Genomic DNA, 12,759 nt, shown 5'->3' on the forward strand with positions numbered 1-12,759 from the left:
CCGATTATCGAGCTACAGCCCCTTCCCCAGGCCGCCCACCCACCACAAACCACAGCGGCCACAGCGCCAACGCCCCCGCCACCCCCGCCGCCAGGGCAAAATGCAGCAAGCTGGCACCGGCGCCAATCATCGCTAGCAGCGCCCCTCCGAGCCCGAGCAGGGCAATGGTGATCATCCCCAGCATGGCCGAAACCAGACCCTTGCTCTGTTCACTGGAGAACAGCGTCATGCGGTACAGCACCGCATTGGCCACGCCCAACCCCAGCGCATACAGCGACATGCCCGCCACCAGGCTGGTCACGCTCGGCCAGTACCAGGTCGCCAGCACCATCAGGCACAGGCCGGCCAGGTATGGCCAGAGCGCGCCACGCACCAAGGCTGGCAGCGGATAGCGGTCAGCAATACGGTTGATGATCAGGTTACCGAGGATCAGCCCGCCAAACACCGGCAACTGCCACAAGGCATACTCCAGGGTACTCAACCCCTCATCGTGAATCAGCAGCACCGGCGACAGACCGATCCAGCCAATCAGCGGTAAGCCGACCAACCCAAGGGCAGCGCTGCCTGCAACGAAGCGGCGGTTGGCCAGCAACTGGCCATAGCCCGCCAACAGTGGCAGCAGGTGAATCGGCGTGAATGCCAGCCGCGAACCGTCACGGCGCTCCACCCCCAGGGTTTCCGGCATGAGGCGGTACAACAGCAGCCAGGCCAGCACCGCGCCGATGGCGAACGCCACGAACAGCCAGCGCCAGTCCAGCCATTGCAGCAGCAGAGTGCCCACCAGCGGTCCGAGCAAGGGCGACAGCAAGGCGATGTTGGCCAGCAGGGCCATCATGCGTACGGCATCAGCCTCGCTGAAAGCCTCGTTCAGGGCCGGGTAGCTGACAGTGACCACAAAACCCAGGCCAATGCCCTGCAAAAGGCGCAACAGGTTGAACAGGCCGATGCCCTGGACCCAGAAGGTAGCCAGGCAGGCCAGGCCAAAGAATGCGCAGCCAACCAGCAGCAGCGGGCGCCGTCCATAGCGGTCGGCCAGCGGGCCGATCAGCCATTGCAGTACCACGCCCCCCAGCAGGTACAGGTTGAGGGCATGGGGTATGTATTCAGGGCTGGCGTCGAGGTCGCCGACCACGACTGGCATGGCCGGCATGACCGCGTCGCTGGCCAGGTAGGTCAGCAGTTCGAACAGGGCCAAGGTCAGGCCGAACAGCAAGGCGCGCAGAGGGGTGATATACAGCAGTGGTTTCATGATGGCGTATCGGGTGTGGCAGGCGGGGTCAGGCTATATGCCAGAAATTGTTGGAAGTTGCTGTGAACAAGTGTAATCAAGGTAGGAAAAAAACCGGGGCCGCTTTGCGGCCCCAGCTTTGACGCGGTATTACTGCGTTGCAGTCTCCTGCACCACACGAATGACCCGCTGCGGAAACGGAATGTCGATCCCTTCGGCCTTCAACCGGTCACGCGCATACTCGTTGAGCATGAACATCACGTCCCAGTAATCGGAGGTCTTGGTCCACAAGCGCAGCGATACGGTGATCGAGCTGTCACCCAGCGTCGACACGACCGCCTGCGGTGCCGGGTCTTGCAGGACGCGTGGGTCCTTTGCCAGCTCCAGCAACACATTGCGGGCCGTCTGCAGGTCGGCCTCGTAGTCAACGCCCACATCGAACACCACCTTGCGCGTCGGCTGACGGTTGGTGTTGGTAATGATGCCGTTGGACAGGCTGCCATTGGGCATGATGACCGTCTTGTTGTCAGCGGTGCGCAGCACGGTGTGGAAGATCTGGATACTGTCGACGGTGCCGGCCACGCCCTGTGCTTCGATCCAGTCACCGATACGGAACGGGCGGAACATCAGAATCAGCACACCACCGGCGAAGTTCGCCAGGCTGCCCTGCAAGGCCAGGCCGATGGCCAGGCCTGCAGCACCGATGGCGGCGACGAACGAGGTGGTCTCGATGCCGATCATCGAGGCCACACTGACCAACAGCAGCACCTTCAGCACGATGTTCGCCAGAGAGCTGATGAAGCCCTGCAGCGCCAGGTCGGCGTTGCGCAGGCCAACCAGCTTGCCGAGGCGGGCGCTGACCTTGTTGATGATCCACCAGCCAACCGCCAGGGTCAGCAGTGCCAGCAGCACACGGCTGCCGTATTCCATGATCAAAGGGATCCACGTCTGGGATTGGCGGACGAGCTGATCGACCTCAGCGTTCAAATCCATATTCATCTCCTGATGCCGAGCGGCAAGTACACGGTAGAACAGGCCGCGCGTGTTATTACGCAACCCCGGCCCCCATGGACATCATTTGGCCATCGGGGTTCCGGGCGACCCCACATCAGTCGCGGAAGTTGTTGAACTGCAGCGGCATGTCGAATTCCTTGGTGCGCAGCAGGGCAATGGCTTCCTGCAGGTCGTCACGCTTCTTGCCGGTTACCCGTACCTGCTCACCCTGGATGGCGGCCTGTACTTTCAACTTGCCATCCTTGATGGTGGCAACGATCTTTTTCGCCAGGTCCTTGTCGATGCCTTCGCGGAACTTGGCTTCCTGTTTCTTTTCCTTGCCGGAGGCGTAAGGGTCCTTGGTTTCCAGGCACTTCACGTCGATCTTGCGCTTGACCAGTGCCAGGCGCAGGATTTCCAGCATCGCCTCGAGCTGGAACTCTTCCTCCGCGGTGAGCATCACGGTCTGCTCTTTGTCCTTGAACTCGAAGGTGCCTTTGCCCTTGAGGTCGTAGCGGCGGTCCAGTTCCTTGATGGCGTTGTCGACCGCGTTCTGCACTTCGTGCTTGTCCAGTTCCGATACCACGTCGAACGAAGGCATGGTGGTTCTCCCAAAATAAAAGCGCGCTCAGGCTGAAGATGGAGCGCGCTGGGTTTGAAGGTTAAAATGCGGGCTCATTATAACGGGTTGCGAAACGCATATGAGCAGCACCTGGCATATTCTCGGCGCCGGTAGCCTGGGCAGTCTGTGGGCCTGCCGCCTGGCACGCGCAGGCAAGGCCGTGCGCCTGATCCTGCGTGACGGGCAGCGGCTGCAGGCTTATCAGCAGGCCGGTGGCCTGTCCCTGGCCGAACAGGAGCAAACCCGGCACTACGCCATACCTGCCGAAACCGCGCAGGCGCAAGGCCCGATTCACCGCCTGCTGGTGGCCTGCAAAGCCTATGACGCTGCCCCGGCGATTGCCAGTGTAGCGCCGCGGTTGGCCGAAAGCGCCGAGGTGCTGCTGCTGCAGAATGGCCTGGGCAGTCAGGATGAAGTCGCCGACCTGGTGCCGCACGCTCGCTGCATCTTCGTCTCCAGCACCGAAGGCGCCTTCCGCGAGGGGGACTGGCAGGTGCGTTTTGCCGGCCATGGCTTCAACTGGCTGGGCGACCCAGGTAACCCCATGGTCCCCGCCTGGTTCGATGACCTGCACGAAGCCGGTATCCCCGCGGAATGGACAGTGGACATACTCACCCGACTGTGGCGCAAGCTGGCGCTTAATTGCGCCATCAACCCGCTGACCGTGCTTCACGATTGCCAGAATGGCGGGCTGCTGGGGCACCTGGGTGAAGTTCAGGCCCTGTGCGCCGAGCTGGCCCGACTGCTGCGCCGTTGCGGCCAGCCGCAAGCAGCCGAGGGGCTGGACGAAGAAGTGCAGCGGGTAATCCTGGCCACCGCAGCCAACTACTCTTCCATGTACCAGGACGTGCATGCAGGACGGCGCACCGAGTTGCACTACCTGCTCGGCCATGCTTGCCGTGCTGCCACCCGTCATGGCCTGCAGCTGCCGCAGCTGGAACACCTGCTGCAGCGCTTGGTCGAAAACCTGCGCGTGCGTGGCTTGCCCTGCGACTGACGCGGCCCTTCAACCGGATACGGACATTGCCTTGCCCATGACCTTGCGCCAACGCCTGGAAAACCTCCCGGTCGGGCAGAAGCTGCTGGCGGCCCTGCTGGTATTGCTGGTGACCATCTTGCTGGTGGCCAACCTCACCTTCATCAGCGCCGCCTACTGGATCACCCAGGAAAGCATGGCGCCGCAGGCTCTGCAGACCATCGGCCGGCTGGTGGCAAATCCACAGCTTGCAGCCCGCGCCGGCGACACCCCGGACACTGCCAATGCCCTGCTCAAGGAACTGGACAATTACACACCGCTGCGTGCCGCCGCCGTCTACGGTGGCGATGGGCGGATGCTGGCGCAGTTGCAGCATGGCGAGCCGCTGGCCCTGCCCAAGCGTTTTCGCAACATCGACGGCTGGCGCCTGATGGAGTTTCGCAACACTCAGTTGATCCGCATCCCCCGCGATGCCAACCCACCGGCACACTTGCTACTGGTGGCCAGCAGCGAACTGCCCATGGCCTTCTACACCGGCACACTCAGCGCCAGCCTGGGCATCCTGGTGTTCAGTGTCCTGCTATGGATCGTCATCGCCCGGCAGATCAAGCGCCTGATCACACAACCGATCAACCAGCTTGAGGAGCTCAGCCGCCAGGTTACCCGCGAAGAGAGCTATGCCTTGCGCGCCCAGCGCGGCAACGACGATGAGATCGGCAGCCTGGCCGAGGCCTTCAACACCATGCTGTCGCGCATTGAGGCCCGCGAGCAGCAGCTCAAGAGCGCCCGCGACGAGTTCCAGAGCGCCTACGACCAGGCTCAGGGCCTTGCCGAGGAAACCCGCCACACCAACCGCAAGCTGGAACTGGAAGTACAGGTACGCAGCAAGATCGAGAAAAAACTCACCGGTTTCCAGAACTACCTCAACAGCATCATCGACTCGATGCCCTCGGCACTGATTGCCCTCGACGAACAGCTTTACGTGACCCAATGGAACCACGAAGCCACGGTGCTTTCCGGCACGCCACTGGACGAGGCACTCAACCAGCCGGTGTTCATTGCATTCGAGCCGCTGAAGCCGTTCCTCCCGCAACTGAAGGAAACCGTGGAAAAACATCGAGTGGCGAAGATCGAGCGGGTAACCTGGCCCAAGGGCGACGACCTGCGCCACTACGCCCTGACCTTCTACCCACTGACCGGCGGCGGCGGGCGCGGCGTGGTCATTCGTATCGACGACATCACCCAACGCCTGTCATTGGAAGAGATGATGGTGCAGTCGGAAAAAATGCTCTCGGTCGGCGGCCTGGCTGCCGGCATGGCGCACGAAATCAACAACCCGCTGGGCGCTATCCTGCACAATGTGCAGAACATTCGCCGGCGCCTGTCGTCCGACCTGCCGCGCAACCAGGAACAGGCCGAAGAGCTGGGCATCGACCTGGCCACGATCAACCGCTACCTGGACAGCCGCGAGGTGCCGCAACTGCTCGACGGCATTCAGCAGGCCGGCGCCCGGGCGGCGAAGATCGTCACCCACATGCTCAGTTTCAGCCGCCGCAGCAACCGCCAACTGGTGCCATGTGAACTGCCGGCACTGATTGATCAGGCGCTTGAAATTGCCGGCAATGACTTCGACCTGGCCATAGGCTTCGACTTCAAGGGTCAAGCCATCGTGCGCCAGTTCGACCCCGACCTGGGGCCGGTGCCCTGCACCGCCAACGAGCTGGAACAAGTACTGCTCAACTTGCTGAAGAACGCAGCCCAGGCCATCCACCAACGCCCGCAACCCAGCGAGCCCGGGCGCATCACACTGCGCACACGGCTGAACCCGCCATGGGCGGAAATCCAGGTCGAGGACAACGGCGTCGGCATGCCCGAGGCAGTGCGCAAGCGCACCTTCGAGCCGTTCTTCACCACCAAGGAAATCGGCCAGGGCACCGGGCTGGGCCTGTCAGTCTCGTACTTCATCATCACCAATAACCACAAGGGGCAGATGGAAGTGCAATCCACGCCAGGCCAGGGCACCTGCTTTACCCTGCGCCTGCCCCTCAGCCAGCCGACAGCGGCGGCGCCGACCAGAACGGAGCAATGACATGGGCTACCGCCTTTCGAAAATCTATACCCGCACCGGCGACAAAGGCGAAACCGGCCTGGGCGACGGCCGTCGGGTGCCCAAGGACCACCCGCGGATCGAAGCGATTGGCGAGGTGGACAGCCTGAACAGCCAGTTGGGGTTGCTGCTGGCGGGGCTCGCCGAGCACGGGCTGAATGAGGTGGCCACAGTACTGGCGCCGTGTCAGCACCGCTTGTTCGACCTGGGCGGCGAGCTGGCGATGCCCAGTTACCAGGCGTTGAACCTGGCGGAAGTGGAACGCCTGGAGGCGGCCATCGATGTGTGGAACGAAGAACTGGGGCCGCTGAAGAACTTCATTCTGCCCAGTGGTTCGGCGCTGGTGGCGCAGGCGCATGTGTGCCGCAGCCTGGCGCGCAGTGCAGAGCGCCGGTGTCAGCAGTTGAATGCCGTGGAGCCACTGGAAGGCGTTGGGATGACGTATATCAACCGGCTTTCCGATCTATTGTTCGTGGCGGCGCGGATCATCGGGCGGCGCCAGGGGGTGGCTGAGGTTTTGTGGCAGCCCGCCGAGAAACCCAAAGGCTGATACTTCTGGGGCTGCTTTGCAGCCCATTCGCCGGCTTGCCCGCTCCCACAGGTTTCGAGCAGGCTTGAAGCTTGTGAGTTTTCTGTGGGAGCGGGCAAGCCCGCGAATGGGCCCCGCAGCGTCCCCTGTTACAGGGGACTCAAACCTCGGGCCAGAACGCCCGGATCCCGGCCACACCCTGTGCACCCGCCTCCCAGGCCTGCTCGCGCTCACTCGCCCCTACCCCACCCAGCAGATAAACCGGCTTGTTGAACCCGGCAATCACGCGCTGCGCCTCATCCCAGCCCAGCGGCACCGCATCCGGATGAGTCTGGGTCGCCTGCACTGGCGACAAGGTGACAAAGTCCACGTCCATCTGCTCAGCCAGCGCCAGCTCCTCGGCACTGTGGCAGGACGCGGCCAGCCAGCGTTCCTTGGGGAATGGCCGGCCCCTGGCAGCGTACTTGCGCAGTTGCGCGGCCGTCAGGTGCCAACCGGCCGCCGGGAAATCACCCAGCCATTCCAGCGGCCCTTTAAGCATCAACTGCGCCTTGCCCGCACACAGCCCGACCGCATCCACCGCCACGTCGCGGTACTTGGGATCGTACATGTCCGGGGCACGCAACTGGATCAGGCGAATGCCATTGGCCACCGACTTCTGGATGCCCTTGAGCAGCTGCGGCACCTCCAGGCCATCCGGGGTGATCAGGTACTGGTCCGGCAGGCGCGCAGCGGCGATGATCGGCTTGTTGGCCTCAGGGAATTCGTACTGCGGCAAATCGCGCGGGGCAACCCATTCCAGCGGCTGGCCTTCGGCACCATGGGGTTCGCCAGTGAACGCCTCGACTTCGCGCACGTCCAGCAGCACCTGCTTGTCCGGGTAGTCATGGCTGACCTTGATCAGCGCACGCGACCGGCTTACCTCGATACCCAGCTCCTCGCGCAACTCGCGGGCAAGCGCCGCTTCGACGCTTTCGCCTTCTTCCACCTTGCCACCGGGGAACTCCCACAAGCCGCCCTGGTGCTGGGTGTCGGCACGGCGTGCGATCAGAATACGGCCATCAGCACCGCGAATGACGGCCGCTACTACATGAATCCGTTTCACGCTTTACGCTCCTCCAGGCCTGCCTGTTGCCATGCCTGGAAGGCTGGCCACTGATAAATGGTCTCGATGTAGGCTGCCGCCTCAGCAGGGACTTCTACGCGGTAGGTGCGCAGGCGCACCGCCACCGGGGCAAAGAAGGCATCGGCCAGGCTTGGCTTGCCGAACAGGAACGGGCCGCTGTCCTTGGACATCAGACGGCATTCGGACCACAACGCAACGATACGGTCGATGTCGATTTGTACGTCCAGCGGCACGCTTTCCAGCGCCTGGTCGCGCGACAAGTCGAACGGCATGGCGCCGCGCAGGGCAAAAAAGCCGCTATGCATCTGCGCACAGGCCGAACGGGCCTGGGCACGCGCGGCTACATCGGCAGGCCACAGCTGGGCTTCGGGGTGGCGTTCGTTGAGGTATTCGGCAATGGCCAGCGAGTCAGCGATCACACCGTGCTCGGTCTTGAGCAGCGGTACCTTGCCGGTGGCGGAGTACGCGAGAATGCGCTGACGGGTATCAGGCTGGTTCAGCTTGATCAGGGTTTCTTCGTAGGGTATGCCAGCCAGCTCGAGGGCCAGGGCGCCACGCAGCGACCAGGAGGAGTACAGCTTGTCGCCGATGATCAGGTGATAGCTCATGGTTCGGCTCCATCAGGTTTGCATTGCAAAACCCGCAGGCCGCTGCGCGGCCTTTCGCGGGCAAGCCCGCTCCTACAGGGACCGCACCGCTCCTGCAGGCATTGCAACACCTGTGGGAGCGGGCGTGCCCGCGAAGAGGCTTTCGGATCAGTAGATCAGGTACGGTACTCGGCGTTGATCTTCACGTACTCGTGGGACAGGTCGGTCGTCCAGATGGTTTCGCTGCACTGGCCACGGCCCAGTTCGATTCGGATGGTGATCTCTTCCTGGGCCATCACTGCCGAACCCTGCGCCTCGGTATAGCTCGGGCTGCGGCCGCCTTGGCTCGCAATGCAAACGTTGTCCAGGTAAACATCGATCAGGCTCACATCCAACTCCGGTACGCCGGCACGGCCTACGGCGGCAAGGATACGGCCCCAGTTCGGGTCGGAGGCGAACAGCGCGGTCTTGATCAGCGGCGAGTGGGCCACGGCGTAGCCGACATCCAGGCACTCCTGGTGGTTGCCACCACCGTTGACCTGCACGGTCACGAACTTGGTCGCGCCTTCGCCGTCACGGACGATGGCCTGGGCCACTTCCATGCACACTTCGAACACGGCCTTTTTCAACGCTTCGAAGAGCGCGCCGCTGGCTTCGGTCACTTCCGGCAGGTCAGCCTTGCCGGTAGCGATCAGCATGCAGCAATCGTTGGTCGAGGTGTCACCATCGATCGTGATGCGGTTGAACGACTTGTTGGCGCCGTCCAGCATCAGGTCCTTGAGAACCTTCGGTGCCACCTTGGCGTCGGTGGCGATGTAACCCAGCATGGTCGCCATGTTCGGGCGGATCATGCCTGCCCCCTTGCTGATGCCGGTGACGGTAACGGTCACGCCATCGTGCTGGAACTGGCGGCTGGCCCCCTTGGGCAGGGTGTCGGTGGTCATGATGCCGGTAGCGGCCTCAGCCCAGTTGTTTTCCGACAGGTTGTCGAGCGCGGCCTGCAGCGCGCCTTCGATCTTCTCGACCGGCAGCGGCTCACCGATCACGCCGGTGGAAAACGGCAGTACCGACTCGGCCGGTACGCCAGCCAGTTCGGCCAGCTTGGCGCAGGTACGCTCGGCGGCGGCCAGGCCCGGCGCGCCGGTGCCGGCGTTGGCGTTACCTGTGTTGGTCAGCAGGTAGCGCACGGTGCCCTGTACACGCTGCTTGGACAGGATCACCGGCGCGGCGCAGAAGGCGTTGAGGGTGAACACACCCGCCACGCTGGAGCCTTCGGCACAGCGCATGACCACCACATCCTTGCGCCCCGGGCGCTTGATACCGGCAGAAGCGATACCGAGTTCAAAACCCGGAACCGGGTGCAGGGTGGGCAAAGGACCAAGACCAACAGCCATTAGAGCGCTCCTAGAAAAAACGATGATTTCGAAAAAGGGGCCGCTTCGCGCCCCATCGCGACACAAGGCCGCTCCCACAAGGATCGCGCCCGTTCATGGACGAGCGCGGCACCTGTGGGAGCGGCCTTGTGTCGCGAAAGGGCCGCAAAGCGGCCCCAGGCTTGTACAACGTAAGGTTCAGATCACTCGATCTGACCATGGCAATGCTTGAACTTCTTGCCCGAACCGCACCAGCACGGCTCGTTGCGGCCCAGCTTCTGGTCATTGCGTACTGGCGCCGAGGCTACCGCTACTTCGGCTCCCTCTTCGCTCAACTGCTCACTTTCCAGGCCGGATACGGCGGCGTGCTGGAATTGCATGCGGCTAGCCAGCTCTTCAGCCTCGCGGCGCAGGCGGGCTTCTTCTTCGGCCGGGTCTTCGCGGCGCACCTGTACGTGCGACAGCACGCGGATGGTGTCGCGCTTGATCGACTCCAACAGTTCCTGGAACAGGCTGAACGACTCGCGCTTGTACTCCTGCTTCGGGTTCTTCTGCGCATAACCACGCAGGTGAATACCGTGACGCAGGTGGTCCATGGTCGACAGGTGGTCTTTCCACAGGTCGTCCAGCACGCGCAGCAGAATCTGCTTCTCGAAGGTTCGCAGGGCCTCGAGACCAGCCTGGTCTTCCTTCTCGTTGTAGGCAGCGGTGATCTCGCTCAGCAGCTTCTCGCGCAAGGTCTCTTCGTAGAGGTGGTCGTCCTCGTCGAGCCATTGCTGGATCGGCAACTTGATGGCGAAATCGCTGGCCAGCGAAGCCTCCAGGCCGGCTACGTCCCACTGCTCTGGCAGCGACTGCGGCGGAATGTGCTGGCTGATGGTAGCGTCCAGTACTTCCTTGCGGAATTCGACGATGGTGTCGCCAATGTTATCGGCAGCCAGCAGACTGTTGCGCATGTGGTAGATCACCTTGCGCTGCTCGTTGGCGACGTCGTCATATTCGAGCAATTGCTTACGAATGTCGAAGTTGCGGCCTTCGACCTTGCGCTGGGCTTTCTCGATAGCGTTGGTGACCATGCGGTGCTCGATGGCCTCGCCCGACTGCATGCCCAGTGCCTTCATGAAGTTCTTCACCCGGTCAGAGGCGAAGATGCGCATCAGGCTGTCTTCCAGCGACAGGTAGAAGCGGCTGGAACCCGGGTCGCCCTGGCGACCGGAGCGGCCACGCAACTGGTTGTCGATACGGCGCGACTCGTGGCGCTCGGAAGCGATTACATGCAGGCCACCCGTTTCGATCACTTGCTGGTGACGCTTCTGCCAGTCGGCCTTGATCTGGGCGATCTGCTCGGCGGTCGGGTTTTCCAGGGCAGCCACTTCGGCTTCCCAGTTACCGCCCAGCAGGATGTCGGTACCACGGCCAGCCATGTTGGTGGCGATGGTCAGTGCACCTGGCGCACCTGCTTGCGCGATGATCTCGGCCTCCTTCTCGTGATACTTGGCGTTGAGCACCTTGTGGTCGATACCTTCCTTTTTCAGGAGGTTGGACATGTGCTCGGAAGTTTCAATGGTCGCGGTACCCACCAGCACCGGGCGGCCCAGCTTCATGCTTTCCTTGATGTCGGCGATGATCGCGGCGTATTTCTCGTCAGCGGTCAGGTACACCAGGTCGTTGTAGTCCTTACGCGCCAGCGGCTTGTTCGGCGGAATGACCATCACGTTCAGACCATAGATCGACTGGAACTCGAACGCTTCGGTGTCGGCGGTACCGGTCATGCCGGACAGCTTGGTGTACAGGCGGAAGTAGTTCTGGAAGGTAGTCGAAGCCAGGGTCTGGCTCTCGGCCTGGATGTTCAGGTTCTCTTTTGCCTCGATGGCCTGGTGCAGGCCCTCGGACAGGCGACGACCCGGCATGGTACGGCCGGTGTGTTCGTCGATCAGCAGAACCTGGCCGTCCTGGACAATGTACTCGACATTGCGGTGGAACAGCTTGTGTGCACGAAGACCGGCGTAGACGTGTGTCAGCAAGCCCAGGTTGTGCGCGGAGTACAGGCTCTCACCTTCGGCCAGCAGGCCCGCCTGGGCCAGCATCTCTTCGATGAACTGGTGACCGGCTTCGTTCAGCTCGACCTGGCGGCTCTTCTCGTCGATGCTGAAGTGGCCTTCCTGGGTGACCTGGCCTTCGACCTCTTCGATGTGCTGGGTGAGGCGCGGGATCAGGCGGTTGATCTCGATGTACAGCTTGGAGCTGTCCTCGGCCTGACCGGAAATGATCAGCGGGGTACGCGCTTCGTCGATGAGGATGGAGTCGACTTCGTCGATCACGGCGAAGTTCAGTTCACGCTGGAACTTCTCGTCCTGGCTGAACGCCATGTTGTCGCGCAGGTAGTCGAAACCGAACTCGTTGTTGGTGCCGTAGGTGATGTCGGCGGCATAGGCGGCGCGCTTTTCTTCCGGTGGCTGGAAGGCCGAAACGATACCGACCGACAGACCGAGGAATTCGTACAGCGGGCGCATCCAGTTGGCGTCACGGCGCGCCAGGTAGTCGTTGACGGTGACCACGTGCACGCCCTTGCCGGACAATGCGTTGAGGTAGACGGCCAGGGTACCGACCAAGGTCTTGCCTTCACCGGTGCGCATTTCTGCGATCATGCCCTCGTGCAGGGTCATGCCGCCGATCAACTGCACATCGAAATGGCGCATGCCCATTACGCGCTTGCCGGCCTCGCGGGCCACGGCGAAGGCTTCGGGCAGCAATTGGTCCAGTGTCTCGCCTTTGGCCAGGCGCTCTTTGAACTCTACGGTCTTGCCCCGCAGTTGCTCGTCGGAGAGGGCCACCATCTTCTCTTCGAAGGCATTGACGATACTCACCGTCTTGAGCATGCGTTTGACTTCACGCTCGTTCTTGCTTCCAAAAAGTTTTTTTAACAAAGGCGCAAACATATCGGCAGGATCTTCCACACGTAGGGATGGAGGGCGGCCCCGTGAGTCGCCCGTGCAGCCCATAGGCCGCATGCGAACGAGCATTCTACCCGGAAACGATGGTGAGGAAAGTGGTGGATTTCCACGATGCTGATACAGCGTTTTGGCAGGGGCCTGTTTTAGATAGGGGCATTTTCCCTGAGTTCAAGGCTTGGCAACATGAAAGCTATCGAGAACCAGTCTTGTCTTTGGCTGCCGGTGCCGGCCTCTTCGCGGGTGAACCCGCTCGAGGTATTGATA

The 12,759-nt window shown here is 62.4% G+C and carries 10 protein-coding genes; 3 read left to right on the forward strand and 7 right to left on the reverse strand.

Annotated features, from left to right (window positions below):
- Window positions 1-4: 4 nt before the first annotated feature.
- The 3 genes from ACF8GF_RS05350 to ACF8GF_RS05360 form a co-directional block, all read right to left on the reverse strand.
- Entirely contained in the window at window positions 5-1,249 is a 1,245-nt protein-coding gene (locus tag ACF8GF_RS05350) for an MFS transporter (protein ID WP_176682624.1), read from the reverse strand.
- 129 nt (window positions 1,250-1,378) lie between these two features.
- Window positions 1,379-2,221: a mechanosensitive ion channel family protein gene (locus ACF8GF_RS05355; RefSeq protein WP_021785806.1), complete on the reverse strand. Its 843-nt coding sequence runs from the start codon at window positions 2,219-2,221 to the stop codon at window positions 1,379-1,381.
- A gap of 115 nt (window positions 2,222-2,336) precedes the next feature.
- The gene (locus ACF8GF_RS05360) at window positions 2,337-2,822 is read right to left on the reverse strand and encodes a YajQ family cyclic di-GMP-binding protein (RefSeq protein ID WP_003251890.1); all 486 of its coding nucleotides are present in this window, start codon (window positions 2,820-2,822) and stop codon (window positions 2,337-2,339) included.
- A gap of 100 nt (window positions 2,823-2,922) precedes the next feature.
- Between ACF8GF_RS05360 and ACF8GF_RS05365 the strand changes: the two genes are divergently transcribed.
- Genes ACF8GF_RS05365 through ACF8GF_RS05375 form a run of 3 tightly spaced genes read left to right on the forward strand, consistent with a single transcriptional unit; the run spans window position 2,923 to window position 6,476 of the window.
- Window positions 2,923-3,840, forward strand: coding sequence for a putative 2-dehydropantoate 2-reductase (locus ACF8GF_RS05365; protein ID WP_176682621.1), 918 nt, complete (start codon window positions 2,923-2,925; stop codon window positions 3,838-3,840).
- 37 nt (window positions 3,841-3,877) lie between these two features.
- Window positions 3,878-5,908 (forward strand): ATP-binding protein, encoded by a 2,031-nt coding sequence (locus tag ACF8GF_RS05370; RefSeq protein WP_176682792.1) that lies wholly within the window; start codon window positions 3,878-3,880, stop codon window positions 5,906-5,908.
- A 1-nt stretch (window position 5,909) separates the two neighbouring features.
- Window positions 5,910-6,476: a cob(I)yrinic acid a,c-diamide adenosyltransferase gene (locus ACF8GF_RS05375; protein WP_176682620.1), complete on the forward strand. Its 567-nt coding sequence runs from the start codon at window positions 5,910-5,912 to the stop codon at window positions 6,474-6,476.
- 139 nt (window positions 6,477-6,615) lie between these two features.
- Here the strand turns inward: ACF8GF_RS05375 and ACF8GF_RS05380 are convergent, their stop codons facing one another.
- The 4 genes from ACF8GF_RS05380 to secA form a co-directional block, all read right to left on the reverse strand.
- Window positions 6,616-7,560: a Nudix family hydrolase gene (locus tag ACF8GF_RS05380; protein WP_392460919.1), complete on the reverse strand. Its 945-nt coding sequence runs from the start codon at window positions 7,558-7,560 to the stop codon at window positions 6,616-6,618.
- Window positions 7,557-8,189: a glutathione S-transferase family protein gene (locus ACF8GF_RS05385; protein ID WP_176682618.1), complete on the reverse strand. Its 633-nt coding sequence runs from the start codon at window positions 8,187-8,189 to the stop codon at window positions 7,557-7,559. The genes ACF8GF_RS05380 and ACF8GF_RS05385 overlap by 4 nt, the downstream gene beginning before the upstream one ends.
- A 155-nt stretch (window positions 8,190-8,344) precedes the next feature.
- Window positions 8,345-9,562, reverse strand: a complete 1,218-nt coding sequence (gene argJ, locus ACF8GF_RS05390) for a bifunctional glutamate N-acetyltransferase/amino-acid acetyltransferase ArgJ (protein WP_021785812.1) — start codon at window positions 9,560-9,562, stop codon at window positions 8,345-8,347.
- A 182-nt stretch (window positions 9,563-9,744) separates the two neighbouring features.
- Entirely contained in the window at window positions 9,745-12,480 is a 2,736-nt protein-coding gene (secA, locus tag ACF8GF_RS05395; protein WP_176682617.1) for a preprotein translocase subunit SecA, read from the reverse strand.
- Between the last annotated feature and the right edge of the window lie 279 nt (window positions 12,481-12,759).

The organism is Pseudomonas sp. yb_5 (assembly GCF_043103865.1).
GTDB classification, from domain to species: domain Bacteria; phylum Pseudomonadota; class Gammaproteobacteria; order Pseudomonadales; family Pseudomonadaceae; genus Aquipseudomonas; species Aquipseudomonas putida_Y.